The sequence below is a fragment of the Novosphingobium sp. BAM6 genome, assembly GCF_057784955.1.
The window spans coordinates 67,784-92,738 of sequence record NZ_JBYNTR010000007.1 but is presented as its reverse complement, the minus strand read 5'-3'; the positions used below and the strand labels follow the sequence as shown (position 1 = coordinate 92,738).

The 24,955-nt window shown below is 65.1% G+C and carries 21 protein-coding genes; 12 read left to right on the top strand and 9 right to left on the bottom strand.

Going from position 1 to position 24,955, the window contains the following annotated elements:
• The first annotated feature begins 156 nt into the window (after positions 1-156).
• Positions 157-1,062 (top strand): OmpA family protein, encoded by a 906-nt coding sequence (locus tag AC3EC3_RS16205; protein WP_488490638.1) that lies wholly within the window; start codon positions 157-159, stop codon positions 1,060-1,062.
• 200 nt (positions 1,063-1,262) lie between these two features.
• Positions 1,263-1,718 (top strand): tRNA (cytidine(34)-2'-O)-methyltransferase, encoded by a 456-nt coding sequence (locus AC3EC3_RS16200; RefSeq protein WP_488490637.1) that lies wholly within the window; start codon positions 1,263-1,265, stop codon positions 1,716-1,718.
• A 127-nt stretch (positions 1,719-1,845) separates the two neighbouring features.
• On the opposite strand, the gene AC3EC3_RS16195 is transcribed toward AC3EC3_RS16200, so the two are convergent.
• The 4 genes from AC3EC3_RS16195 to AC3EC3_RS16180 all read right to left on the bottom strand — a co-directional run bounded on the left by AC3EC3_RS16195 (position 1,846) and on the right by AC3EC3_RS16180 (position 6,760).
• Complete coding sequence (locus AC3EC3_RS16195) at positions 1,846-4,134, bottom strand: FdhF/YdeP family oxidoreductase (protein WP_488490636.1); 2,289 nt, start codon at positions 4,132-4,134, stop codon at positions 1,846-1,848.
• A 121-nt stretch (positions 4,135-4,255) separates the two neighbouring features.
• Positions 4,256-5,056 carry an SDR family NAD(P)-dependent oxidoreductase gene (locus AC3EC3_RS16190; RefSeq protein ID WP_488490635.1) on the bottom strand — a complete coding sequence of 267 codons (801 nt, stop codon included), beginning with the start codon at positions 5,054-5,056 and terminating at the stop codon, positions 4,256-4,258.
• Positions 5,053-5,910, bottom strand: a complete 858-nt coding sequence (locus AC3EC3_RS16185) for a phytanoyl-CoA dioxygenase family protein (RefSeq protein WP_488490634.1) — start codon at positions 5,908-5,910, stop codon at positions 5,053-5,055. The genes AC3EC3_RS16190 and AC3EC3_RS16185 overlap by 4 nt, the downstream gene beginning before the upstream one ends.
• Positions 5,900-6,760, bottom strand: a complete 861-nt coding sequence (locus AC3EC3_RS16180; RefSeq protein WP_488490633.1) for a D-glutamate cyclase family protein — start codon at positions 6,758-6,760, stop codon at positions 5,900-5,902. Before AC3EC3_RS16180 ends, AC3EC3_RS16185 begins: the two co-directional genes overlap by 11 nt.
• A gap of 133 nt (positions 6,761-6,893) precedes the next feature.
• Here AC3EC3_RS16180 and AC3EC3_RS16175 point away from each other — a divergent pair, with 133 nt between their 5' ends.
• The gene (locus AC3EC3_RS16175; protein ID WP_488490632.1) at positions 6,894-7,619 is read left to right on the top strand and encodes an SDR family NAD(P)-dependent oxidoreductase; all 726 of its coding nucleotides are present in this window, start codon (positions 6,894-6,896) and stop codon (positions 7,617-7,619) included.
• Here the strand turns inward: AC3EC3_RS16175 and AC3EC3_RS16170 are convergent, their stop codons facing one another.
• Complete coding sequence (locus AC3EC3_RS16170; RefSeq protein WP_488490631.1) at positions 7,620-8,933, bottom strand: MFS transporter; 1,314 nt, start codon at positions 8,931-8,933, stop codon at positions 7,620-7,622.
• A gap of 253 nt (positions 8,934-9,186) precedes the next feature.
• On the opposite strand from AC3EC3_RS16170, the gene AC3EC3_RS16165 reads away from it, so the two are divergent.
• Genes AC3EC3_RS16165 through AC3EC3_RS16125 form a run of 9 tightly spaced genes read left to right on the top strand, consistent with a single transcriptional unit; the run spans position 9,187 to position 16,152 of the window.
• A complete protein-coding gene (locus AC3EC3_RS16165) occupies positions 9,187-10,407 on the top strand; it encodes a lipase family protein (RefSeq protein ID WP_488490630.1) in 1,221 nt (406 codons plus the stop codon).
• A gap of 22 nt (positions 10,408-10,429) precedes the next feature.
• Positions 10,430-11,278 carry an urease accessory protein UreD gene (locus AC3EC3_RS16160; protein ID WP_488490629.1) on the top strand — a complete coding sequence of 283 codons (849 nt, stop codon included), beginning with the start codon at positions 10,430-10,432 and terminating at the stop codon, positions 11,276-11,278.
• A 3-nt stretch (positions 11,279-11,281) separates the two neighbouring features.
• On the top strand, positions 11,282-11,584 hold the full coding sequence (locus AC3EC3_RS16155) for an urease subunit gamma (protein WP_260928872.1): 303 nt from the start codon (positions 11,282-11,284) through the stop codon (positions 11,582-11,584).
• 14 nt (positions 11,585-11,598) lie between these two features.
• Positions 11,599-11,931 (top strand): urease subunit beta, encoded by a 333-nt coding sequence (locus tag AC3EC3_RS16150; protein WP_488490628.1) that lies wholly within the window; start codon positions 11,599-11,601, stop codon positions 11,929-11,931.
• The gene (gene ureC, locus AC3EC3_RS16145; protein ID WP_488490627.1) at positions 11,931-13,658 is read left to right on the top strand and encodes an urease subunit alpha; all 1,728 of its coding nucleotides are present in this window, start codon (positions 11,931-11,933) and stop codon (positions 13,656-13,658) included. Before AC3EC3_RS16150 ends, ureC begins: the two co-directional genes overlap by 1 nt.
• 20 nt (positions 13,659-13,678) lie before the next feature.
• A complete protein-coding gene (locus AC3EC3_RS16140) occupies positions 13,679-14,194 on the top strand; it encodes an urease accessory protein UreE (protein WP_488490626.1) in 516 nt (171 codons plus the stop codon).
• Positions 14,139-14,948, top strand: a complete 810-nt coding sequence (locus AC3EC3_RS16135) for an urease accessory protein UreF (RefSeq protein WP_488490625.1) — start codon at positions 14,139-14,141, stop codon at positions 14,946-14,948. The genes AC3EC3_RS16140 and AC3EC3_RS16135 overlap by 56 nt, the downstream gene beginning before the upstream one ends.
• The gene (gene ureG, locus AC3EC3_RS16130; protein WP_488490624.1) at positions 14,945-15,613 is read left to right on the top strand and encodes an urease accessory protein UreG; all 669 of its coding nucleotides are present in this window, start codon (positions 14,945-14,947) and stop codon (positions 15,611-15,613) included. The genes AC3EC3_RS16135 and ureG overlap by 4 nt, the downstream gene beginning before the upstream one ends.
• A complete protein-coding gene (locus tag AC3EC3_RS16125) occupies positions 15,610-16,152 on the top strand; it encodes a HupE/UreJ family protein (protein WP_488490623.1) in 543 nt (180 codons plus the stop codon). Before ureG ends, AC3EC3_RS16125 begins: the two co-directional genes overlap by 4 nt.
• Here AC3EC3_RS16125 and AC3EC3_RS16120 read toward each other — a convergent pair.
• The 4 genes from AC3EC3_RS16120 to AC3EC3_RS16105 form a co-directional block, all read right to left on the bottom strand.
• Positions 16,112-17,296, bottom strand: a complete 1,185-nt coding sequence (locus AC3EC3_RS16120) for an aldose epimerase family protein (RefSeq protein WP_488490622.1) — start codon at positions 17,294-17,296, stop codon at positions 16,112-16,114. The two genes, AC3EC3_RS16125 and AC3EC3_RS16120, sit on opposite strands and share 41 nt — an antisense overlap.
• On the bottom strand, positions 17,293-21,240 hold the full coding sequence (locus AC3EC3_RS16115) for a LamG-like jellyroll fold domain-containing protein (protein ID WP_488490621.1): 3,948 nt from the start codon (positions 21,238-21,240) through the stop codon (positions 17,293-17,295). Before AC3EC3_RS16115 ends, AC3EC3_RS16120 begins: the two co-directional genes overlap by 4 nt.
• Positions 21,241-21,345: 105 nt before the next feature.
• Entirely contained in the window at positions 21,346-24,303 is a 2,958-nt protein-coding gene (locus AC3EC3_RS16110; RefSeq protein WP_488490620.1) for a TonB-dependent receptor, read from the bottom strand.
• A gap of 238 nt (positions 24,304-24,541) precedes the next feature.
• Positions 24,542-24,853 carry a DMT family transporter gene (locus AC3EC3_RS16105; RefSeq protein ID WP_488490619.1) on the bottom strand — a complete coding sequence of 104 codons (312 nt, stop codon included), beginning with the start codon at positions 24,851-24,853 and terminating at the stop codon, positions 24,542-24,544.
• Positions 24,854-24,955 lie beyond the last annotated feature (102 nt).

Sequence of the window (24,955 nt, the reverse complement as noted above, 5' to 3'; positions counted from 1 at the left end):
GTCAGGTCTTCCAAGGCGTTCAGGTGCAGCATTGTCGTTGCCCAAACCATGAACCCAAGGGGGCTCCGGTCGCCGCGCTCGCCATCCCGGCAGCGGCGGTCGGACGAGAAGCTGCGATCCCGCAGGCCCGACACACGAGTTTGAAGGAGTCGCGCAATGACTGTCATTTCCAAGCGTTCGAAAGTATTTCTTCTGGCCGCACTGATGACCACCGCCGCATCGGCCAGTATTGCCGTGCAGGCACAGGACCGCCCGAGCGATCCGGCCGAGGCCGACGTTGCCGCCACGGTCTATGGCCAGCGCCCCGGCGATGCCCCCGCCGACGCCTCGCAGATGACGCAAGGCCCCGAAGTCGAGGGCATCATCTCGGCGCGCAAGGGCGATCGCATCCAGGTGACGTCGGCCAACGGCCAGAGCACCATCATTGCTGTCAACGACAGCACCCGCATCAGCGGCAAGGGCGGCTTCCTGGGCCTTGGCAACAAGAAGCTGGCAGGCGACGCGCTGATGAACGGCCTGCCGGTCAGCATCAAGACCATGCAGGGCGGTGGCGATCTGGTCGCCACCGAGATCAAGACCCAGAACAAGGACATCAGGACCGCCTCGATGATCCGCACCGGCACGGCGCAGGGCTTCGCCGAGCAGACCGCCGCCACCGAGGCGCTGCGCGGCCGCGTGGGCGATATCGACAAGTACAACGTCAAGAGCACGGTCAACGTGAACTTCGACACCGGCAGGTCCGACCTCTCGCCCGAAGCCAAGGCCGCGCTGTGTCAGACCGCGCAGCAGGCCGATGGCGTCGACAACGCCCTGCTTCTGGTGGTCGGTTACACCGACTCGACCGGCGGCGAAGACCTGAACCAGGCGCTCAGCGAAAAGCGTGCGACGCGCGTGGTGAACTTCCTGCAGCAGGCCTGCCACTGGAAGCCCTATCGCATGCTGACCCCCACCGGCATGTCGATGGCCGATCCGGTTGCCAGCAACGACACCGATCAGGGCAAGGCGGAAAACCGCCGCGTCGCGGTGAACGTGCTCGTCAGCAAGGCTGCCGACGGGATCTGAGGCCGGACGCTTTGAGATATACGGTCGCGGCGCATCGCGACCGGGAGACGGGGTGGGCCTTGGCCTGCCCCGTTTTCGTTTGGCCCCGTTTTTTGTGTCGTGACCGCCCGCTGTCCCGCCATCCGTGAAGCGCAGGCTGGGACAGGTGGTATTCGACGAACCCCTTGCCGCGTCTTCCGTGCCCGCCTAGCAGCATGGCCATGCGCATCGCTCTTTACGAACCCGAGATCGCCGGTAACGTCGGCGCCGTCCTGCGGCTTGGCGCCTGCTTCGGCACGCATATCGACCTGATCGAGCCGATGGGCTTTGCCTGGGACGACCGCCGGGTGCGTCGCACCGCGATGGACTATATCGATCATGTGGAGATCACGCGCCACACCGGGTTTGAGGCTTTCCGCCAGACCGCACCGGGCCAGCGGTTGGTGCTGTTCACCACCAAAGGCAGCGTTTCGGCTTACGATTTCGAATTCCGCCCCGATGACGTGCTGCTGTTCGGCAAGGAAAGCGCAGGCGTGCCCGAAAGCGTCGCCGCCGTCTGCGATGCGCGCGTGCGGATTCCGCTGCGCGCCGAAGTACGCTCGCTCAATCTCGCGACCTCGGCGGCGCTCGCGCTGGGCGAGGCGCTTCGCCAGACCGGAACATTACCCGAGGCGTGACGGCGGTTCGGGCACATGGAGCCCCTTCCGTTCGTGTCGAGCGTAGTCGAGACACGCTCAAGCAGCGTGCTCGACACGAACGGAAGGGGGACTTATTGCTCCTTCTGGCGGCAGAACTGCTTGAACCTTACCCCGCCGCGCGCATCGTGACGGGGATCGACTTGTAGGCAGGCGTACCGCTGGCCGCATCGTGCTCTTCGAGCGGGACGAGGCAGTTCGCTTCCGGGTAATACGCCGCCAGCGAGCCGCGCGCGATGGCGTGGCGGATCACCGTGAAGCCCTTCAGTGTACGGCCTGAAGGCGTTTCCAGATCGACCTTCTCGCCATGGGCAAGGCCGAGCGTCGCCATGTCGACCTCATTGGCGAAAATCACGTCGCGCCGCCCGGTGACGCCGCGATAGCGATCGTCCAGACCGTAGATCGTGGTGTTGTACTGGTCGTGGCTGCGGATCGTGGTGAGCAGCATCGGCGGCAGTGTCTTGCTCGCCTCGCGGGGGTGGGCGATGAACTGCGCCTTGCCGCTGGGCGTCGCCCAGACGCGGTTGCTCGGCCCCACGGTCAGGCGGAAGCCGCCGGGCGTGCGGATGCGGGCGTTGAAGTCGCGGAAATCGGGATAGACCGCCTCGATCCCGTCGCGGATGCGGTCGTAATTGGCGACCATGGCATCCCAGTCGACCTTGGTGGCAGGCAGCGCCGCCTTGGCGAGCCCGGCGATGATCGCCGGTTCCGAACGGACGTGCGGCCCCGGTGCCTTCAGCTTCCCGCGCGAGGCATGGACCATCGACATCGAATCTTCCACCGTCACCGCCTGCGGGCCGCCTGCCTGCACGTCCAGTTCGGTGCGGCCGAGGCAGGGCAGCACCAGCGTTTCCTTCGCGGTGAGCAGGCAGGTGCGGTTGAACTTGGTGACGATGTTCACTGACAGATCGAGGCTACGGACGGCCTCGAAGCACGCCTCGGGATCGGGCATGGCAACGGCAAGATTGCCGCCGAGCGAGAGCAGCGCTTTCGATTCCCCGGCGCGCATCGCGGCGAAGGCTTCCACGGCATTGTGCCCGTGCTTGCGCGGCGAGGAGATGCCGTAAGCGGCATCGAGCCGCGAGAGCATCGCTTCGGTCGGGATTTCGGTGATGCCCACGGTGCGGTCGCCCTGCACGTTGGAATGGCCGCGAAGCGGGCAGATCCCGGCGCCGGGCTTGCCGAACTGGCCGCGCAGCAAAAGCAGGTTGGCGATGGCCTGCACGTTGTCGGTGCCGGTGTGGTGCTGGGTGATGCCCATGCCGTAGCACACGATCACGCGTTCTGCCGCCATGTAGACGTTCGCCATATCCTCGATGGCATCGCGCGGCAGGCCCGAGGTGGTCTCGATCCAGTCCCACGAGGTCGCCTCGATATCGGCCTTCACCGCTTCGAAGTGCTCGGTGTGCTGGGCGATGAACGCGTGGTCGAGCGCGTCGGCGGCGATCACCAGCTTCATCATGCCCTTCAGCATTGCCATGTCGCCGCCGATCCGCACCTGATGATAGGCGGAGGCGAGCTGTGTCGATTTGGGCGAGAGCATCTCGCTGGGGTGCTGGGGCGACTTGAAGCGCTCCAGCCCGCGCTCGCGCATCGGGTTGGCAACGACGATCGGCACGCCCCGGCGCGAGGCTTCGGCCAGCGTGCCGAGCATGCGCGGATGGTTGGTGCCGGGGTTGTGGCCGATGCAGAAGATTGCGTCGGCGTGGTCGAAGTCCTCCAGCGTAACCGTGCCCTTGCCGATGCCGATCGACTTGGGCAGGCCGACGCTGGTCGCCTCGTGGCACATGTTCGAGCAGTCGGGGAAGTTGTTGGTCCCGAACTCGCGCGCGAACAGCTGGTAGAGGAACGCGGATTCGTTCGAGGCGCGGCCCGAGCAGTAGAACTCGGCACGGTCGGCATGGTCGAGCGACTGCAGCACGGCCCCGGCGCGCGCGAAGGCCTCGTCCCAGCTGATGGCGACGAAGCGGTCGGTCACGGCATCGTAGGCGAGGGGTTCGGTCAGGCGTCCGGCGTCCTCCAGCTTGTGGTCGCTCCACTCCCACAGTTCGGAGGCGGTGTGCTGCGCGAAGAAATCGGGATCGACGCGCTTGACGGTGGCTTCCCAGGTCACCGCCTTGGCACCGTTCTCGCAGAACTCGAAGCTGGAGGTATGGCGCGGGTCGGGCCAGGCGCAACCGGGGCAGTCGAACCCGTCCGGCTGGTTCATCTGGAGCAGCGCGCGGGTGTCCGGGCTGGCCTTCATCTGCTGGCGAACGGTTTTGGCGACGGCGCGCAGGGCGCCCCATCCGCCTGCCGGGCCTGCGTAGTCGCCGATACCCTCCAGGTCGGTCTTGCCCCCCTCTAGACCCCCTTTAGCCTCTTCTAGGCCCGTTTCAGTCTGCGCAGACTCGGTCATGGCTTTTCGTCCTCTTTTACAGGGACGATATGCACCTGAAGAGGTGAAAAGCCAAGGAATTCGGGCTGTTTCAAGTGTGTTGCACCGGTTGCGAATACGTGCATCCCGGTGCAATCACGCGCTACAGCGTGGCGCCGCCGTCGACCACCAGTTCCTGTCCGGTGACATTGCGGCCGCCCTCACCAACGAGGTAAAGCACCATGGCGACGATGTCCTCCATCTCGCTGGGGCGGCCCAGCGGAATGCCCATGTCGGCGACGTAGAGCTTGAGCGCCTCTTCCTCGGAAAGACCGCGCGAAACCGCGAGTTTGCGCCAGTTTTCCTTCATGCGCGGCACCGCGATCGGGCCGGGCGCGATGTAGTTCACTGTCACGCCGTCCGGCCCCGCCTCCAGCGCCGCGCTGCGCGACAGGCCGCGCAGGCCCCACTTCGATGCGGAGTAGCTGGAGCGTCCGGCGCGCCCTCTAATGCCATGATTTCCGCCGATATTCACGATGCGTCCCGCCTTCACCGCGCGCATAATCGGCAGCAGGCGCGAGAGTACGATGAATGGCGCACGCAAGTTCGTCGCCACGGTGCTGTCGAATTCGTCGATCGAGAAGTCGCCGATTTCGGGCGAGAGCGGCCCGGTGTAGCCGGCGGCGTTCACCACCACATCGACCCGGCCTTGCGACCAATCGAGGAAGGAATCCAGCGCAGTTTCAAGCGCTTGTGCGTCGCGCACATCGGCGGTCAACACCAGTGCGCGACGCCCCTGCGCCCGCACCGTCTCGGCCACGGCTTCCATCTCCACCGTGCGCCGCGCAACCATGGCGAGGTCATAGCCCGCCGCGCCCAGCGCCAGCGCGATCTCGCGTCCGGTGCCTGCGCTGGCGCCGGTGACGAAGGCGACCGGGCGTACTGCTTCGGAGGCGTAACTCACTGTGCGTCCGCGAAAAACTTGCGCTTGGACCCGGCCTGGATCTTGTAGATCGAACTGCCCGCGCGCGAAGGGAATGGCAGCTTCACATAGTTGTCCTCGAAGCGAACACCCGTGGTCGAACCGCCGGTAACAAGGCGCGATTCGTATTCGTCCCAGTCCACCTTGTAGAACAGCGGAAATGCGTCACTGGCAGCATATTCGTAGAACAGGATACGGCGCGGATCGCCCGAACGGTTCACGCTCGATCCGTGCAGCGTCATCGGATGATGGAAGCTGACGGTCCCCGGAGGCCCTTCGAGCAGCACCGCTTTCGACAGGTCCACCTGATCGATGTCCACCGCGCCGCAGAAAAACCCTTCTTCGTCATGGTGATCGAGCAGGGGCTGCTTGTGGCTGCCGGGGATCACCTGCATCGCGCCGTTCGCGGCGGAGGCGCCATCGAGCATGATCGAGGCGACGCAGGTCGACATGTTGGTGTGCGGCGCGAAAGCCCAGTCCTGATGCCACTCCAGCGCGGCGCCGCCGTTGGCGGATTTCATGTTGATCTTGGTGTGCGACAGACGCACCAGATCGCCGATGATCCGCGTGAGAATTTCGAGAATCTGCGGGTTTCCGGCCTGCTCGGCATAATAGGGATCGATGCGGTTGGGCTTCTTGATACGCTGGATCGTGCGCTGGCCGGCCGCGTCGGTGTCGAAATCGAACCACGCGTCGTCCGCTTCGACTGCTGCGGCGCGCGTGGCGACATCGTCGGTCAGCGCGCGCAGCTTGTCGAGCACCGGGCCTTGCAGCAGGCCGGGGACGACGACATAGCCGTGCTCGTCGTAGTGCGAAACGATCTCGTCAACATTCATCGGACATGTCCTTGGTGGAAACGCTGGGCGTATTCAAATCGGGAAGCGGCAGGTCGGTGACGACCATGTGCGCCTTGTAATGGGTGATGCACAAAGGCAGGCATGCAGCGCGCACGGCGTTCTGGCCGGTGGCGCCGCAGGCCCAGAAAACCGGAAGTTCGCCGGGATGAAGCCGGGTAAGGCCATGGCCGCCATAGCTTTTTGTCAGGTCCGCAATGCCTAGGTCTTCGGGCAAGCCGAGCGAGACAGGCGCGCCATGAAAACGCGGGAATTGCGCTGAAAGGATCGTCGCGCGGATGGCATCGGCGGGCGATAACGCGCGCATCGAAACGATCAGTTTGCCGCCGAACGGCCCGACCGGCACGGTTTCGCGGCTCGTTTCGTACATCGCGGAGACGTTGCCTTCGTCGAGATGGCGCAGGCGTACACCGGCCTTCTGCAGGATCGCCTCGAACGAGAACGAGCAGCCCAGCACGAACGACACAAGATCGTCGCGCCATACCGGCGCGGCATCGCGGGGCGTATCGATCAGTTCGCCATCGCGAAACACCATGTAGCCGCCGGTATCTCGCGCAATGTCGAGGTCTGCGCCCAAAGCCGGAATTGCGCGCGATCCGGGCTCGCTGCGGCCGAGGATCGGCAGCGCCTGCGGGTTCGAGCGACAGTAAAGCTCGAAGGAGTCCGCATGGCTGGCGGGCACGGCCACCAGATTGCCTTGCACATGGCCGCGCGCCACCAGATTGGTAAAGCCGGTGAAAGTACCCGAGCGGATCGCGCGGCGCACCGCGACCGGGTCCGAAGTGTCGAAACCGGGATCGAGATCTGTCGCGGGCAGGGCGCTCTGTGTCATGAAGGCTTCAATAGCACCATGGGTGTTGCCGAGAGTTGCTTTTTTGGGCCTCTCCCGTTGCCTAGGCGGCGATGGGACTTGGCTGTCGTACAGTGCCACTCAAGGTCCGAAAAATCGAGGAAGCGCGAGCATCATGGCAGGTATTCTTATCATCGGCGGCGCAAGCGGGCTCGGCGGCGAACTGGCGCGCGCCTTCGCAGATGGCGGGGATCGGGTACTGCTGGCGGATGAGGGGGAAGCACCGGGGGGATTGCCCGATGCGGTCCGGTTCGAGGCAGTAGACTTGGAGTCAACTGACACCGGCGCCCAGGCCGTTACCGCTGCGCTGGCGCATGCAAGCGGGCTCGATACCGTGATCGTCGCGGCTTCGGCGATGGCCAGCGCACCCGTTGCCGAATGGACTGCAGCCATGTGGGACCGTGCCTCTGCCGTGAACCTGCGCCTTCCGTTCCTGACCGTGCAGGCAGCTTTGCCTGCATTGCGTATCTCGCCGAACGCCAGTGTAATCTTTATCTCCTCTACTGCGACGATGAGGGGGCAGCCGTTCACGCATGCCTATCAGGCTACCAAGGCAGGCGTCGCCGGACTGGTGCGGAGCCTGGCCGCGGAACTGGGACCGGAGGGCGTGCGGGTGAATGCGGTGCTCGGCGGCTGGCTCGATACGCCGTTGACGCGCGGATATTGGCAGACGGTGCCCGATGCCGAGTTGGAGCGGGGGCGAGTGGACGGGCGTATCCCCTTGCGTCGTCACGGTTCCGCTGCCGAGGCCGCGGCGCTGATACGTTTTCTGGCTTCGCGTGAGGCGAGTTACATCAGCGGTGCGATGATGCCGGTGGATGGTGGCGATACGGCCGTCTGATCAGACGGCCTTGCTCAATTTCGGCAGGGCCAGCAGGCACACGACCAACCCGATGACCGCCAGTGCGATATAGGCTGTCCAGTGCGTCAGGGCAAAGTAGATGGTGGGCGTCAGCAGCGAGGCGAGTGAGACGAACTGGTTGACGAGGCCTGCCACACTGCCTCCGCCCAGATCCTTGTTCGACAGCGCGGGCATCGTCGCCATGCATACACCGGTCGCCGCACCATAAGTGAACAGCCAGGCCATCAGCCCGAAGATGGCGAGCGCGAGCGGGCTCGACGGCAGGAACAGGAGCGTCTGTGCGACGATGCCGAGCACGACGACCATCGCCAGTAGGCGGCGCGGTGGGAATTCGCGGCTCAGGAGTGCGCCGGTGACAGTACCGCCCAGCAGCACTGCGACGATCTTGGCAATGGCGACGATGCTGGCGGAAGCGGCGAGCGAAACGCCATGGACTTTCGCGAGGTAGGTCGGTGCGGCAAGGCTTGTGCCGTAGGAGATCATCGCCGGCATCGCCATTGCAATACCCAGCAGGAATACCGGGGGATGGCGCAGGCCGGCGAACAGCGCAGCCAGCTTTTCGCGCGCCGTGGCGCTGTGCTTCACCATGGCGGGAACGTGGGGCAGCGCAAAGGCGCAGGCCGCGCAGATCAGCATGAAGGCGCCATGCAGTGCCACCGCGTCGCGCCAGCCTTCGCCTTGCGTGAATGGCGCTGCAAGAAGCAGGCCGAGAGCAAAGCCGGTGGGCGCATAGGTCGACCATAGCGTCATCGCGCGAGTGCGGGCGTGGCCTTCGAGCGAGCCGATCAGCATGGCTGCACCGCCGTTGAGGATGCCGAGATAACCGATACCGGAGAGCAGCACGCCTAGGTTGAGTAGCCAGATGTCATGCGCCATCCAGACCACGAGGTCGGCGAGCACGAAGACCGGTGAGGTCAACAGCAGCGCTCTGCGAGGGCCGATGCGATCGACGAGTGACCCGCCTACTGTCGCGACGATGGTCGCGGGAAGCGAGAACAGGGCAATGGCAAAGCCGATCGCCGCCTTGGGGGCGCCGAGCGATGCCGTGACAGTCAGCGCCAGCGGCGAAAGGATGCCGACGAGTGCCATGCTGCCAAGGCCGATGGCATAGACGATCGCCACCGTCGTCCAGTTGCCTTTGAGCAGAGGCATGGGCGCTTCTGCGGCACTGGCGGAAAGAGGGGGCGTGGCGGACTGGGCCATGGACTTGGCGAACCTTGTTGTTTGCTGCTGGTAGTAACTGGAAGGATAGGCCGAGCCTGCCGTTCGGCAAGGCCGGTTCGTATCCGGCATCGAGGCGTGTCCTTTTCGGTGCGTTGCCGGGTATGGGTGTTTCGGTGAAAAGGTGTTGCCGCCAGCGCAATGGGGCGATGCCGGATCGGGGGAGGTATCGTCGCTGCTTTGCGGTTAGGCTGACCGGGCGACGACTTCGTGTTCCCGGGACACTTGACCGGGGCGGATCGAAATGATGGAATGTCTTATGAAGCAATGGATTATCGCCCTAGCTGCTGTTGCGCTTGCAGCTATTCCAAATGTGCAGCCAGCGATGGCGGCTCCGGCTGCTGCCACGACTGACCTCGGTAATATAGACGGCGATGGCGGTGTTTCGCCTTTCTATCGTTGGAGCGGTAAGATCGGAGCGCCCGGACACCTGCTGCGTCAGGAAGCGCTGCCGGCGAACCTCCCGCAGCCCCAGGGCGTTAAGGCTATGCGCATCCTCTATTCGTCGACCAGTGGTGTCGGGCGAGGAGCGGTCATCGTTTCGGGCATGATGTTCGTACCGCAGGGCAAGGTACCGAAGGGCGGCTGGCCTGTAGTGGCCTGGGCGCATGGGACTACCGGCTTCGCCGATCCTTGCGCCCCTTCGTGGACCGGGCCGTCGGCGCGTGACGCGGAATATCTCGGTCGCTGGCTGAAGGCTGGATTTGCGGTCGTTGCCAGCGATTACGAGGGGCTCGGCACGCCGGGTGTCCATCCCTACCTGATTTGGCGCTCCGAGGGGCGCTCGGTGCTTGACGGTGTTCGCGCCGCGCTGGCTGCCGAAAAAGGCACGCTGGCGAACCGGGTGATCGTCGTCGGTCAATCGCAGGGCTCGGGTGCGGCTTTGGGCACGACGTATCTCGCGAAGAGCTACGCGCCGCAGCTGAATGTGCTGGGGACTGTGGCGACTGGTCTTGTCATGACCTTTGATACGCCGCACGATGCAGATTATGTCGCAAAGTCGAAGGCGATGACCGATGTCCACTTCATGAATCCCGGCTTTGGTATGCTGCGCATCGCTGGGATTGATCGTTCGCTGCACCATGAACTCGATCCGGCAGCTTTCGTCCAGCCTGCAGGTTATCCGTTGCTCAAGGCCGCGCGCACGCAGTGCCTTCACGCCCTGTTCGACATGGCCGATCAGAACAAGCTGACCGGCGAACAGGTCTTCGTGCCCGATCTCCAGCCTATCGATGGGACGATGGAGGCAAACTTCGAGTTCAAGGATGCGCATATCCCCGGCCCGCTGTTCGTCGGCACGGGTCTTGCGGATGACATGGCCGGGACGCAAGGTCAGTACAACGCGGTGAAGGCGATGTGCGCGGCGGGCACGAACCTGCAATGGCATACTTATGCCGGCGAGGATCACGGCAGCACCGTGAATACGTCTGCCAAGGACTCGATCCCCTTCGCGCTGGCCTTGCTGGCAGGCAAGCTGCCAACCTCGAACTGTGCAACGATCAGCCCGCCCGGGCCGGTGCAGAAGCGTAATCCGGGCGTGAGCTGAGCCTCTGAACGCGTCTTTCCCTATGGTCACCACGACGGCCTCTGCACTTTCGGCTGTTCGCAGCCGAGGGGCGCTCGGCCTGACATTCCGTTGTTTGGGGGAACGGACTGTCGCGGGTGAGATGTATCAGAGCGGGTGTCTACGGGTGCGGCTTCCTCGGCTGACGATGCGGTCTGGCGAGGGGGAGGCGGTGCTGATCAACACCGCCGGGGGCCTTGCCGAAGGCGATGTCCTGGAGCAGCGGATCGGCTGGGGTGCGGGTGCGTGCGCGGCAATTACCTCGCAGGCGGCGGAGCGGGTCTATCGCGCGATGGATGTGGGTGCGCGGGTGTCGACGCGACTGACGCTGGCGGCAGGCGCGGACGCGGCGTGGATGCCGCAGGAGACGATCCTGTTCGATGCGGCGCGATTGTCACGTTCGATCGAGGTGGAGATGGCGCCCGATGCGCGGTTCCTGGGCCTCGAGGCGGTGGTGCTGGGCCGCGCGGCGATGGGCGAGCAGATGGCGACCGGGCACTTGCGCGATACCTGGCGGATCCGTCGCGGCGGTCGGCTTGTCTATGCCGATGCGCTGGAGCTTGGGGGGGCGCTGGGCCGGGACATCGCCACGACGATGGCCCGCCCGGCACTCGGTGCAGGCGCAGGTGCTTTCGCTACGGTATTGCGGCTGGCGCCCGATGCTGCCGCGCTGCTCGACCCGCTACGTCAAGCGCTCAGCCGAGCGCAGGGGCGCGTTGCGGCGAGCAGCTGGAACGGTATTCTCGCGCTGCGTCTGCTGGCGCCTGACGGCGCAGTGCTGCGTCACGATCTTGCCCTTGCGCTGGAGGTCTTGCGCGAAGGTCTTCCCCCGCCCCGTGTCTGGAGTTGCTGAGCGATGCGTCTGACCCCCCGAGAAAAGGACAAGCTGCTGATCGCCACGGCGGCGATGGTGGCGCGGCGGCGGCTGGAGCGCGGGGTGAAGTTGAACTATCCCGAAGCGATTGCGCTGATCAGCGACTTCGTGGCCGAAGGCGCGCGCGACGGATTGAGCGTCGCTCACCTGATGGAAGCGGGTGCTCATGTGCTCACGCGCGAGCAGGTGATGGAGGGCATCGCCGAGATGATCGCCGACGTGCAGGTGGAAGCGACCTTCCCAGACGGCACCAAGCTGGTCACCATCCACAGCCCGATCCGTTGAAGGGAGAAGCAGGCATGATCCCCGGAGAGACTTTGGCCGCGCCCGGTACAGTGACACTCAACGAAGGGCTGGTGGTGACGCGGTTGACCGTGGCCAACACCGGCGACCGGCCGGTGCAGGTGGGTAGCCATTACCATTTCGCTGAGACCAATCCGGCGCTGGCCTTCGACCGCGATGCAGCGTTGGGCCAGCGGCTGGACATTCCGGCGGGCACCGCAGTCCGCTTCGAGCCGGGCCAGTCGCGCGAGGTGGCGCTGGTGCCCTTGCGGGGTACGCGCCGCATCGTCGGCTTTCGGGGCGTGGTGATGGGAGCGCTGGATACAGTAGATGAAGGGAGCCCGCGCTGATGGCCTTCACGATGACCGGCGCGGCCTATGCCGACATGTATGGCCCGACGGTGGGCGACCGACTGCGGCTGGGCGATACCGCGCTGCTGATCATGATCGAGCGCGATGCCACGCTCTATGGCGAAGAGGTCAAGTTCGGTGGCGGCAAGGTCATCCGCGACGGCATGGGCCAGAGCCAGCGAACCCGCGAGGCGGGCGCGATGGATACGGTGATCACCAATGCGGTGATCCTGGACTGGACCGGCATCTACAAGGCGGACATTGGCCTTCGCGATGGGCGCATCGCGGCCATCGGCAAGGCGGGCAACCCGGACATCCAGCCCGGCATCGATATCATTATTGGTCCCGGCACCGAGATCATCGCAGGCGAGGGCAAGATCGTGACCGCCGGCGGGATCGATGCGCATATCCACTTCATCTGCCCGCAGCAGGTGGAAGAGGCGCTGGCTTCGGGCATCACGACGATGCTGGGCGGCGGCACCGGGCCTGCGACCGGCACCAATGCCACCACCTGCACGCCGGGCCCCTGGCATATCGCGCGCATGCTGATGGCGGCCGAGGGGCTGCCGGTGAACCTGGCCTTCGCGGGCAAGGGCAATGCCAGCGAGCCCGCCGCGCTCGTCGAGCAGATCGAGGCAGGCGCCTGCGCGATGAAGCTGCACGAGGACTGGGGCACCACGCCCGCCTCGATCGACTGCTGTCTGACCGTGGCTGATGCGATGAACGTCCAGGTGATGATCCATACCGACACGCTGAACGAGAGCGGCTTCGTGGATGACACCATCGCCGCCTTCAAGGGCCGCACCATCCACGCCTTCCACACCGAGGGCGCAGGGGGCGGTCATGCGCCCGATATCATCAAGGTGGCGGGGCTGCCAAACGTGATCCCTTCGTCCACCAACCCGACGATGCCGTTCACCGTCAACACCGTGGACGAGCATCTCGATATGCTGATGGTGTGCCATCACCTCGACCCCGGCATCGCCGAGGATATCGCCTTTGCCGAGAGCCGAATCCGCAAGGAGACGATCGCCGCCGAGGACGTCCTGCATGATATGGGCGCGCTCTCGGTGCTCTCGTCCGACAGCCAGGCGATGGGCCGGGTGGGCGAGGTGATCACCCGCACCTGGCAGACCGCGCACAAGATGAAGCTGCAGCGCGGCGCGCTTCCCGGTGACAGCGGCAGCGACACGGACGGCGAACAGCACGACAACCTGCGTGCGCGCCGCTATGTCGCCAAGTACACGATCAACCCGGCGATCGCCCATGGACTCGCCGATGAGGTGGGCTCGGTCGAGGTGGGCAAGCTGGCCGATCTGGTGATCTGGGATCCGACCTTCTTCGGCGCCAAACCCGATCTGATCGTCAAGGGCGGGACGATCGTGGCGGCGATGATGGGCGATCCCAATGCCTCGATCCCGACGCCGCAGCCGGTCCACGCAAGGCCGATGTTCGGCCAGTACGGCGCGGCCATGGCTGCCTCGTGCATCACCTTCGTTTCCCACGCGGCGCTGGACGGTGGGGTAAAGGAGCGCCTTGGCCTCAAGCGGCAGGTGGTGGCCATCGCCAATGTGCGCGGGATCGGCAAGGCAGACATGAAGCTGAACGATGCGCTGCCGGTTATCGAGGTCGACCCCGAGACCTACGAGGTGCGCGCCGACGGCGAACTGCTCACCTGCCTGCCTGCCGACGTGCTGCCGCTGGCGCAGCGCTACTTCCTCTACTGATCGCGAAGGTTCAAGCCCCTATGCGTCGCATCCATGCCATCGAACCAGCCGGACCGTCTGAAGAGCCCTGCGAGGACTCGGTCCTGCTCGACTTCGACCGCCGCAACCGCCGCCGCATCGTGCTCACGAGCGAGGCGGGGCGGCAACTGCTGCTCGATATGCCGAGCGCCGTGCACTTGCGCGATGGCGAGCGGCTGCGGATCGAGGACGGCTCACTGGTGCTGGTGCGCGCTGCCGCCGAGGCGCTGCTGGAGATCGGTGCTGAAGATAGCGCGGCGTTGGTGCGCATCGCCTGGCATCTGGGCAATCGACACCTGCCCACGCAGCTGGTGTCCGGCGCGAAGGGCGGCACCTTGCGCATCCGTTACGACCATGTGATCGAGCACATGGTTCTGGGCCTTGGCGGCACCTGCACGCGGATCGAGGCGCCGTTCGATCCGGAGGGCGGGGCCTATTCCGGCGGCGGCCACTCGCACGGTCATGACCACGCGCATGATCATGGGCACGACCATGGAAATCACCACCATCACGCCTGACATCGCCCTCGATCTTAGGCCGGACGCAGTGACAGACGCCGCAGTCAGCGCTGCCGGCCTGTTCGACCTGCTCAGCTGGATGTCTCCGGCCTGGCCGGTGGGCGCCTATACCCATTCCGGCGGGCTGGAATGGGCGGTGGAGGAACGCTTCATCACCGATGCGCCTTCGTGCCAAAGCTGGCTCGCCGATCTGCTGGGGCAGGGCCCGCTGTGGGGCGATCTGGTGCTCTTCGCCCACGCCTTCCGCGCGGCGAAAGTAGGCGACTGCGCGGCGTTGCTCGCCATCGCTGAACTTGCCCACGCCGCGGCAACCGGGGGCGAGCGCAGGTTAGAGACGTGCGCGCAAGGCGAGGCGTTCCGCCGCATCGCCCGTGCCGCCGCCTCGGCTGAAGCCTTCGTAATGTTGGAAGGAAATGGACTGGACGGCGTTCCCGAGGATGAACTGGCCTATCCGGTCGCCTGTGCCTGTCTGATGGCGCAGGCCGATCTCCCGCTTGAACCAGCCTTGGCCGCCTTCGCGCACGGCGCCGTCGCCAATCTCGTCTCGGCGGCGCAGCGTCTGGTGCCGCTGGGGCAGACCCATGCCCAGCAGGTGCTGCGCGCGTTGAAGCCGCAAGTGCTGGCACAGGCCGCGCGAGCCGCAGTGCTCGATCCGAACGAGGACCCCTTCGCGCAGATGGGTTCGGCCAGCCTTATGGCCGAGCTTGGCTGCATGGCCCACGAAACCCAGTACACGAGGCTGTTCCGAACATGACGCTTACCTCCACAAACGGCCCGCTTCGCGTGGGCATCGGCGGCCCGGTCGGCTCGGGCAAGACCGCGCTGATGGACGCGCTGTGCCGCACCTTCCGCGCCGACTACCAGATCGCTGCGATCACCAACGATATCTACACGCGTGAGGATGCCGAGTTCCTCACCCGCGCCGGATCGCTGGAGGCCGAGCGCATCCTCGGCGTCGAGACAGGCGGCTGCCCGCATACCGCAATCCGTGAGGATGCCTCGATGAACCTCGCCGCGGTCGATCGGCTGCACCGCAGCTTCCCCGATCTCGACCTGATCCTGATCGAGAGCGGTGGGGACAATCTGGCGGCCACCTTCAGCCCCGAACTCGCCGACCTGACGATCTACGTGATCGATGTCTCGGCGGGAGACAAGATCCCCAGGAAAGGCGGCCCCGGCATCACCCGCTCGGACCTTTTGGTCATCAACAAGATCGACCTCGCGCCGCTGGTCGGCGCCAGCCTGTCGGTGATGGACCGCGATGCTGCGAAGATGCGCGGCGACAAGCCGTTCGTCTTCACCAACATCCGCGCCGATCAGGGCGTCGATGCCATTGCTCGCCTGATCGTCGAGCAGGGTGGCCTGCCGCATCGCCTGCCGCCTGCGCGGCCGCTTTTCAAACCGGAGAAAATCGCATGAGCCGTTCCGTCACGCATCACTGGCCCAAGCTCGCTGCCCTGCTGCCGCTCCTCGCGGCTAGCCCCGCACTGGCGCATCCCGGGCATGACTTTGGCACCGGCGCGCTGGCAGGCTTCGTCCACCCCTTTACCGGCGCCGACCATCTCACCGCTATGATCTGTGTCGGTCTGTGGTCCGCGCGCGCCTATCCGGGCAAGATCTGGGCACTGCCCGCAGCCTTCATGAGCGCGATGGCGGCAGGCTTCCTCGTTGGTCATACCGGTATCACGATCCCCGCCGAGACCATCGTCCTTCTCTCGATGCCATTGCTCGCTTTGGGGGCCATTCTCGCCCCGCGTATCAACCTTGCGCTCGCCGCTGCCATCACGGGCTTCTTCGCGCTTGCTCACGGTTATGCCCATGCGACGGAAGCCAGCGGATCGCACTGGACCTTCGCGATTGCGATGCTCGCCGCAACGGCGCTTCTGCATGTGGTCGGTGTGTGCGCCGGGCGTGGGATCAGTACTTTTTCGCGAAAGGGCCAGGCTGGCACCCGCTGATTTCCGGGAGCCCCTTCGCGCCCCTTCGCCCGATGCCGAAACGGAACTCGGTTCGCGAGCGGAAGGTCTGCCTCGCGCGCAGCAGTGTGCTTGGAAAGTTCGGGTGATTGGGGCTGTCGGGAAAATGCTGCGTTTCCAGCGCGAAGGCATCGCCTTGCCGCAGCATCGCGCCGGAACGCTCCAATAGCGAGCCATCGAAGCCGTTGGCGGTGTAGACCTGTAATCCGGGCTGGTCTGTCGCGACCACCAGACTGCGACCGCTGTTCGGATCGTATGCGCACGCCGCGACGGGCAAGGCGGCCTCGCTGCCGTTCAGGACGTAGTTCACATCGAAACCATGGGCCATGCGCAGCTGCGGATCATCCGCGCGGACACGCTCACCGATCCGCGCCCAGCCCCGCAGGTCGAGCGCACCGGAGACCGGCAGGACTTCGCCCGTCGGCAGGTTATGCTCATCGTTTGGCGTATAGTGATCGGCGAAGACGCGCAGCCACTGCGCATCGGTGCTGCCGGAGCCAGCCCCTGCCAGATTGAAGAAGGCATGGTGCGTGAGGTTGAGCACGGTGTCGCGCGTGCTGGTGGCGGCATAGTCGATGCGCAGCGTTTGGTCGGGGCCGAGCGTATAGGTGACGGTGGTGGTGAGTTCACCCGGAAAGCCGTTGAATCCATCGGGGCTGATATTGGTAAGTCGCACACCGACGCGGCCCGATTCGCGCACGGCTTCCCCTCGCCAGAGTTGAGCGCCCAGTCCGCCCGAGCCGCCGTGCGATATGACTCCGGCTGCATTGGTGGCCAGCTTGTGAAACTGTCCGTCGACGGTCACGCCGCCATGCGAGATGCGGTTGGCATAGCGCCCGATCACCGCGCTGAAATTCGGCCGTTTCTCGTAGGCGGCGATGGATGGCAGCGCGAGGACAACGCTGGTCATCCGTCCGTGTCGGTCGGGCACCTCCAGCGCGTTGATGATCCCGCCAAGTGACAGGATACGCACACGGATCGGGTGTTGACGGTCGCCTGTGAGCAACCAGGCGGAAACCGGGCGACCGTCTGCCATCTGACCCGCCGGTTCTTCCCGCACGTTGTGCGCGAGAGCGGGACTGGCGAGCATTGCTGCCGTCAGTACTGTAAGGACGCGACGTATCATCGTGCGGGTACGGATGCGGTGTTGTTGTCGGCGGTGATCTCATGAACGTCACCGTCGAGGCGCAGCGTGGCCGCCAGCCCTGCGTTGGGCGCTTCCGCCGGGATTTTTAGCGATACTGTGGCAGTTTTGGGCGTGAGGTCGCTGGGAGCGGCAAGCGCAGGGAAAGCTGCCTTGCCCCAGACACGGCCATCCGGTCCGGCGATCGTAACCTCGCCCGCCGGTGTCGGCTTGGCGCCGAGGCCGTGGACCGTGACTTGCAAGGCACGGTCCTTCCACGCGAGATCCTGTGACGATAGCCCGACGTCTGGTCGGGTCGCCGGATTATCGCCGGGGGTCTTGAGCGTAAATTCGTAGACCACCGTCTGGTGCGCGGGGAAGGTCAGGTCGGTGCCGAGCTGCTTCTCCAGCTGGATCGTTTGCGGTGCTCCCGGTGCATCGGCACGATTGTCGCCATTCGAGTCGATGCCGGATCGCACCTCCCATGTTCCCGATGCCAGTTCGCCGCCGATCATCGTGGCATGCATCGGGGCGTCGGTCATGTTGTAGGCGGTCACGGTGAAGTGTTTCGGGTCGCCGTGTGGGATCATGATACCGACCTTCTCGGCATCGTCCGGTCCGGCAAACCGCCAGCTGACGAGATTGCCGGGGTAGTAGTTGTTGCGCAGGTGCGCGACGCCGCCCATGCGGGCGCGCTGGAGCAGGTCGCTGGGTACGGCAACGCGGTCGATCCAGGCTTCGGCTTCGGTGATGTAATACATGCGGTGCATGTCCTCGACTGCCTCGTCGGCATAGAGCCCGGCTAGCAGGCTGTTATCGCCGGTTTCCTGCCAGCGCACGAACTTGCCGATCTGCGCATCGGAGACGGTGCCAAGGTTGGGATCGTAGGCGTGGCTGTCGGTCGTGACCTTGCCGGAAGAGATGTCGGCGGCGAGGACCGGGCCGCCGGGGACTTGCGCCAGCGTATCGGCATTGACGCCGAACAGCATGTTGAGCGAGCCTGCGGCGAGGCCCTTGGGCTCGATCGGGCGCAGGTATTTCGGATCGCCGGTCCAGCGCCATGCCGCCCAGAAGCTGTGGATCGCGCTGGAGACGCCGGTGCCGCGTGTCTTGTCGGTCGCCCACTCGATCTCCTGCGGGTAGATCCAGTGGCCCTGACTGTCCTGCTTTCCATGGGTCAGCCAATCGTCGAGCGAGTGCATCAGCAGCGACTTCACCTGCGGCGCGCCGTTCCAGTCGACCAGCAGCATACCGGGATGGGTGACGAGGTAGCTGTAGGGATATTGCCAGCCCAGCGGCCCCTTGGTGAACATCCGGCTGCCGTTGAAGAAGGCGGTGGCGAAATGCAGGTGCCCTGCGGGATTGGTGCGGATGAGATCGGGATAGCGCCGTGCGGTGGCCATGGCCTGCTCGATCAGCTGCGGGTTCCCGCGATCGAGCATCATCGCCTGCGCGAGGGTATTGATGCCCTCTTCATAGCTGTGCAACTGGTCGGCCATGATATGGCTCAAGCCGTTGTTCCACATGCCGTTTTCATGCGTCGCATCGAGCACGGCACGCTGCGAGGCGCGCAGGCGATCGGGTTCCACGCCCATCAGCGCAAGGCCGACCCACTGGTTGACGAGATCGGTGTCGTCGGAAAGCCCCCCGCCCAGTTCGCCGGCTCCGGGGACGCCGGAGGGCAGCTGGCGGTGGTCGATCCACCAGTCCACGAACTGGCGGTAAAGCGCCAGATCCTGCACCTGACGCCAGGCCCAGAGCGGGGTCTTCGCATCCGGCGGCGGCGCAAGATCGACCTGCCAGTAGGGCTGTTCGGGGTTCTTCTCGTTCCACAGCGCGCGGGCTTCGCGGTTTTCGGGCGCGACGCGCAGCACGTCGGACACATCGCGCTCGAAACGATTCCAGACGGGGTAGAGGCGGGTAGAGGGCTGTTCCTCGACCAGCCAGGCGAGTTCATCGCGCGCCTGTTCCAGACGGTCGGCTTCATGTTCGGCTAGTGCCGCCTCGCGCGGCTTGAACACCAGCGAGACGCTCGCGCCTTTCAGCCTCGCGGCATCGAAATCGGGATCGGCGCTGGCGAGCGAGAGCGAGAGGCTGTCTTCAGGGCGCAGGATGCGGTCGCGGGTGTCGAGCCACAGCGTCTGGGGCTTGCCCGGATCGATCCGCACGGTCACGTCGAGCAGATCGCGTTCGGGCCAGAGCGGATCGTGGACACGCACCGTGAACGGCACAAGCCCATCCTTCTCCGGTTTCAGGCCGAGCGCGTGCAGGCGCAGCACCAGCCCGTCGAGCCCGCCGTCGAGGTTCTCCCAGCCGTAGGAAAAGCGCCGTGCGGTTTCGCCGGCGGGCTGATCGCGGAAGGTCGCGGGGATCAGCACGCGCACTTCGGGGAGTGCCTTGCCGCTGGCGATGGGGAAACGGGCGCGTACCGCCGCATCGGCGGGGACCAGCGGCGCGCCTTCGGGCAGTGCGACGACAACCGTGCGCTCGTCCGTCGGATAGCGCCCCGTGATGAAGTCGGTGAGCGGCTTGAGGCTGGCGTAGCCTTCGGGACTGGCCTCGGGCGTCAGCGCGTAGGTCAGCGTGGCGATGCCTTGCGGCGGGGCGTCGATGGCGCGGATATCGTAGGCTCCGATTTCCTGTATCGGCGTTTCGGGCGCGAGGTTGCGGAAGGTGAGCGTGCCGCCGTGACGCGTGCCGCCAAGCTGCGTCGAGGTCTGCTCAAAACCCTGCGCGCGGCGCAGCACGGTTTCACTCTTCGCACCGTCGCCTGACCAGTCGAGCGTGCCATAGGCAGGCCCGGTGATCTCGATATGGTTCCAGTCTTCGCCGGGCAGCGCCAGCGTGTAGGCGCTGCCGCCGGTCGAGTAAACGTCCCAGTCCGGCAGCTCGAAATAGTCGTCGCGCCCCGGCAGGGTCGAGCGGTTGTAGACGCCCGGCCATGTCGTCTCGCGAATGCCGTCGGCGCCGCGCAGCATCTTTTCCTTCTGGTCGCGGGTATCGGCGAACTCGACCTTGCGCACGGCGATGACCGGGCCTTTGTCGTAGTCGATAGGCCCGGTGACGTTGGCCCAACCGTGGCGCAGCGCCCACTCGCCGCGTGTCGCCGGATCGGCCAGCGTGCGGGCAGGCAGGGCAGCGACGTTCGGCGCCTGCCCTTTCGCCAGCGCGGCCACTTCGGCGTCATCCAGTGCATGATCGTAAATGCGCAGTTCGTCGATGTCGCCCGAACGCAGGAAGTTGTAAGCGCTCTGCACCTGCCAGGGCGAGACGGTGCGCTGGAAGAAGCCGAAGCCCCACAGGCCCATATCGTAATCGGCCCTCGCCGCTTTGGTCGCGACCTGCTGGCCGTCGATCCACAGCGTCACGCCTTTCGTCTCGTCCCAGGCGAAGGTGACGGCGATCCATCTGTCGGGCGGCGGGATGGTTGCGACGGTGGTGCTGAGGCGCGTACGGGCCATGCCGGTATCGGTGACGAAGGCATCGAAGCCATGGCCGTTCCAGTCGATCCGCAGCCATGTCATGTCCCAGTCCGAACCGTCCGAGCGGCCGACGCGGAAGATCGGGAAGGGTTGTTCGTCGAGAGGCTTGCCGGGGCGGAACAGGAACGAGACGGTGCCGCGCTGCGCGTGGATATTGCCCGGAGCCGACCATGCCAGCGTCAGATTGTCGTCCATCGCGAGCGCCGGGCCTGAAGCACCGTCGGCAATCGTGCGCACGCCCTTCTGGAAGATCGGGGAAGGCGAACCGGCGGCCATATCCGCTGTTGTGCCCTTGTCGGCGGAAAGGCTGAACAGCAGGCCGGAAGCGTCGCCGGTTTGTGCGTTGCTGGCCGGAACGTTTGCCGTCTGTGCGTGTGCAACTGGTGCGCCCGCCAGGCAATTCGCGCTCAGAAGAGCGGTAACGAGAGGGGCAAGGCGTTTTTTGGGGGAAACACGGGCGGGCATTCGGGTGGCTCCTCGGCTCTTTCGCGAACGTGCCGCACGCACGCGTCAAATGCAAAAAGACCGGCCGGATTCTTGCGAATCCGGCCGAGAGGGGGAGTGGGGCTCTTAGAACTTGTACTGGACGCCGAAGTTGATCTGGCGGCCGGTGTGCTCGTAGTCGAGCGAGCTGTCGCGGTCGGAGTCCTGGTACTGGTCGATGAAAGTATCGGTCAGGTTCAGACCTTCGAGCTTGAGCTTGAGGTGATCGTTGAAGGTGTAGGTCAGCTGCGCGTCGACCACGGCCGAGCGATGCGTGCCGTTGACGTCGTTGCCGGTGTTGCCGCCGGGCACCCCGGTGAGGAACCCGCTGCGCCAGGCCACCGATCCGCGCACCGAGAGCTTGCCGTTGTCGTAATAGAGCGTCGCGTTGGCGGCGTTCTTGGACAGGCCGGTCAGTTCCGCCGTGACGGACGTGGAGCAGGCAGAATTTGTGCAGTAATTGATCTTCGACGTGACGTAGGTGTAGTTCGCCAGAACGCCGAAGTGGTTGAGAACGTCCGGGAGGAAATTCAGCGGTAGGTCCGACTGGAAGTTCACTTCCACACCGTCCAGCGGGCCACCCGGCGTGTTGACCGGCTGGCTGACGGTGAAGATGTCCGAAGGCACTGTCGGGTAGCCATCCAGCAGCGAGTCCGGCAGGCCCGTCTCGCTGAACGGGATTGACCGGGTGAGCGTCTGCACGAATGTATGGATGTTCTTGTGGAAGTAGGCGACCGACAGGATCGAGCGCGGCGCGAAGTACCATTCCAGCGAGACGTCCATAGTGCTCGCCTCGATCGGGGCGAGCTGCGGATTGCCCAGCGTGATGCTCTTGGTGCCCTGCGCCAGGATCGTGCCGCCCGGTGACAGGCTGGTGAGGTTCGGGCGGGCGAGCACGCGCGCCGCGCCGAAGCGCAGCAGCAGGTTCTGTTGCAGATCCGCCGTCAGGTTCACCGCCGGGAGCCACTTGTGATAGTCGTTCTGCACCGAGACCAGCGCGGCGCTACCCGATTGCAATTGATAGCCTCGCGCGGTCTGCTGCGTGTCGATATAGCGCATGCCCACGTCGCCGCGGACATGGACGGGCAGGAAGTCGGTATCGAAGGTGAACTGGCCGTAGGCGGACTTCGTCTTCTCGGTCACGCTCTGGTTGCCGCCCCGCGCGCCCGAATTGTCGATGCTACCCATCGTCCAAGTGCCCTGACCGGAAAGGATGTCGAAGGCGTCGATGAAGGCCTGCGGGTCGGGCGTGACCCAGCTGGTGGCCGAACCTGCGGGCAGGTTCATGCCCTTGCCGAAGCCGGTGACGGTATCGGTCAGGCTGGCGAGCGAGGTACCTGCGGGCAGGTCGGGCACGTTGGTTTCGGCGGCATTGCGGTCGAAACGCTGGGCCTTGAAGTCGAACTGCTTGTACGACCCGCCGAAGTTGAAGTGGAAGTCGGACGTGATATCGAACGTGCCGTTCAGCTCGCCGGTCTTGAAGGTGTTGTCGACATAGTACTGGCGCACGCGGGCCAGCGAGTTGCCGCTGGTGAAGCTGTAGGCGTTGGGATCGGTAACGTCGAAGCCATAGGTAATCAGCGGCAGGCGGCTGTTGCCCCGATAATCGAAGCTGTAGTTATCCGAATTGACCGCATCCATCGACACGGTGACGTCCACCGGGTTCGAGTATTTCGAGTCCGAATAGCCCGCAAGCCCGGTGATGTGGAAGGTGTCCGACAGGTCCTGCTTGAAGTTCAGCGTGTACTGCTGGAACGTGGTCTTGTCCTGCACCAGACGGTCGTCTGAGCGCACGTCGACATTGTCGAACACGCCGTAGACCAGATCGCCCGCATCGTTGACTTCGGCGTCCGTCACGCTGGTCTGCGGCAGGCCGTTGCTCGACAGCGAACGGGCAAAGGAGATGCCGTTCAGGTACATCTCGCGCCGGGTTTCCTTCAGCTGCGAGAACAGCGCATCGAAGGTGACGAGCGTGTGGCTGCTCGGCTGCCATTGCAGCGACCCGGTCAGGCCGAGGCGCTTCTGGTCATGGGTGATGCGTCCGTAGCGCGGCAGGTGGGGAATCTGGACGGTGCCGTTGCCCTCTGCCGTCTGGTAGGCGGCAATGTTGCTGGCGGTGCCGGGCAGGCGGTCCACCCCGGTCGAGCACTGGGTGGCGCTGGAGCCGTAGGCGTTGCTGCCGGCCAGCGGGTTGGTCGGGGTGACGCCCAGGGGCGAGCAGAAGCCGCCGTTGGTGTTCACCGTGTCCCAGCCGCCCGCGCCGCCCTGATCGTCTTCGTACTTGTGGCTGGTGCTGTAGGCGCCCGAGACCAGCAGCCCGAAGTCGCTGCCGCCAAAGGTGGTGGAGAACAGCCCGACGAGGCGCGGGTCGATCCGGCCGCGCAGGTCGTTGTACTGTCCTTCGGCGGAGATCGTCGCGGTGGTCTTCTTGAAGTCGAAGGGATGCGCGGTGGCAAGGTCCACGGTGGCGCCAAGCGAGCCTTCATCGACGTCTGCCGACTGCGTCTTGCGCACGGTGATCGAGTTGAAAAGCTCTGAAGCGAAGACGTTGAAGTCGAACCCGCGCCCCAGATTGATGCCGCCTGCCGCAGCCGAACCGCCCGAAGTCGCCTGCGCCTCCATGCCGTTGATGCGCACGCGGGTGAAGCCGGGACCAAGGCCGCGCACGGTGATCGAGCGGCCTTCACCGGCGGCGCGGGTGATCGTCACGCCGGGGATGCGCTGGATCGATTCGGCCAGGTTGTTGTCGGGAAACTGGGCGATGTCCTCGCTCTTGATGACATCGACCGCGCCGATCTCCGACCGCTTGGCGTTGAGCGCGGTGGCGACGCTTTGGCGAAAGCCGGTGACGATGATTTCCTGCGCGGTGGCGGGGGTGATGGAGGTCGGAGCGGCAGCTGCAGGTTGCGTCGGCGCGGTCTGCGTCGGGGCGCCGGATGCAGGCGGAGGAGTGGAGGGGGTGGCTGGTGCTGCAGCCGTCTGGGCAAGCACCGGTGCGGACAGCGAAAGCGCCGCAATTCCGGTAAAGACACCGGTAGCAATCAAGCCCAGCCGACTGGTTTCACATTTTGTCCATGCCTTCGATTTCATGACATCCCTCCCAAGGGCTACGGCTGGAAACGCGGCCGTCGCGTGTGTGGCGATTGTTGGATTCGCCTTCGTTGGGCTAACGGCTATTCTTGTTGGAAACCGGTGTCAATGACATTGTGGACATGGATTTCACATATCGGGAGTTGCATCGCGATCTGTCGAAAAGGTTGCAGATGGATGCAGGCGTCCGCGTTCAGAATAGCTTGAGAAGCACCATGCCGCCAAGGATCAACACGACCGCGCCCAACCGGATGGGGCTGATCGGCTCACCGAACAGTACGATTCCAGCAATGAAGGCACCCAGCGTGCCGATCCCGGTCCAGATCGCATAGGCCGTGCCCAGCGGCAGGCTACGCAAGGCAAGAGCCAGCAGACCGAACGATCCGGCCATGGCAACGAGCGTGACAGCAGAGGGCCAAAGGCGCGTGAAGCCTTGCGATCGCTTCATCGCCAGCGCCCATACGACTTCGAGAAGACCCGCGAGACCAAGGATAATCCAGGACATGTGTAACTCCATGTCCGGGCCGTCCCGGCTTTGCATAACGGCATGGCGCTTCAGGCGCGCGAGGTGCAGGCAAGGGGCGTCCCCTGCGCCCCTCAGATGGGG

What these genes read in the sequence shown, in the direction of transcription:
- AC3EC3_RS16205 (WP_488490638.1), top strand. Translation starts at nt 157, where the DNA reads ATGACTGTCATTTCCAAGCGTTCGAAAGTATTTCTTCTGGCCGCACTG.
- AC3EC3_RS16200 (WP_488490637.1), top strand. Translation starts at nt 1,263, where the DNA reads ATGCGCATCGCTCTTTACGAACCCGAGATCGCCGGTAACGTCGGCGCC.
- AC3EC3_RS16195 (WP_488490636.1), bottom strand. Translation starts at nt 4,134, where the DNA reads ATGACCGAGTCTGCGCAGACTGAAACGGGCCTAGAAGAGGCTAAAGGG.
- AC3EC3_RS16185 (WP_488490634.1), bottom strand. Translation starts at nt 5,910, where the DNA reads ATGAATGTTGACGAGATCGTTTCGCACTACGACGAGCACGGCTATGTC.
- AC3EC3_RS16180 (WP_488490633.1), bottom strand. Translation starts at nt 6,760, where the DNA reads ATGACACAGAGCGCCCTGCCCGCGACAGATCTCGATCCCGGTTTCGAC.
- AC3EC3_RS16175 (WP_488490632.1), top strand. Translation starts at nt 6,894, where the DNA reads ATGGCAGGTATTCTTATCATCGGCGGCGCAAGCGGGCTCGGCGGCGAA.
- AC3EC3_RS16170 (WP_488490631.1), bottom strand. Translation starts at nt 8,933, where the DNA reads ATGCCGGATACGAACCGGCCTTGCCGAACGGCAGGCTCGGCCTATCCT.
- AC3EC3_RS16165 (WP_488490630.1), top strand. Translation starts at nt 9,187, where the DNA reads ATGGCGGCTCCGGCTGCTGCCACGACTGACCTCGGTAATATAGACGGC.
- AC3EC3_RS16160 (WP_488490629.1), top strand. Translation starts at nt 10,430, where the DNA reads ATGGTCACCACGACGGCCTCTGCACTTTCGGCTGTTCGCAGCCGAGGG.
- AC3EC3_RS16155 (WP_260928872.1), top strand. Translation starts at nt 11,282, where the DNA reads ATGCGTCTGACCCCCCGAGAAAAGGACAAGCTGCTGATCGCCACGGCG.
- AC3EC3_RS16150 (WP_488490628.1), top strand. Translation starts at nt 11,599, where the DNA reads ATGATCCCCGGAGAGACTTTGGCCGCGCCCGGTACAGTGACACTCAAC.
- ureC (WP_488490627.1), top strand. Translation starts at nt 11,931, where the DNA reads ATGGCCTTCACGATGACCGGCGCGGCCTATGCCGACATGTATGGCCCG.
- AC3EC3_RS16140 (WP_488490626.1), top strand. Translation starts at nt 13,679, where the DNA reads ATGCGTCGCATCCATGCCATCGAACCAGCCGGACCGTCTGAAGAGCCC.
- AC3EC3_RS16135 (WP_488490625.1), top strand. Translation starts at nt 14,139, where the DNA reads ATGACCACGCGCATGATCATGGGCACGACCATGGAAATCACCACCATC.
- ureG (WP_488490624.1), top strand. Translation starts at nt 14,945, where the DNA reads ATGACGCTTACCTCCACAAACGGCCCGCTTCGCGTGGGCATCGGCGGC.
- AC3EC3_RS16125 (WP_488490623.1), top strand. Translation starts at nt 15,610, where the DNA reads ATGAGCCGTTCCGTCACGCATCACTGGCCCAAGCTCGCTGCCCTGCTG.
- AC3EC3_RS16120 (WP_488490622.1), bottom strand. Translation starts at nt 17,296, where the DNA reads ATGATACGTCGCGTCCTTACAGTACTGACGGCAGCAATGCTCGCCAGT.
- AC3EC3_RS16115 (WP_488490621.1), bottom strand. Translation starts at nt 21,240, where the DNA reads ATGCCCGCCCGTGTTTCCCCCAAAAAACGCCTTGCCCCTCTCGTTACC.
- AC3EC3_RS16105 (WP_488490619.1), bottom strand. Translation starts at nt 24,853, where the DNA reads ATGTCCTGGATTATCCTTGGTCTCGCGGGTCTTCTCGAAGTCGTATGG.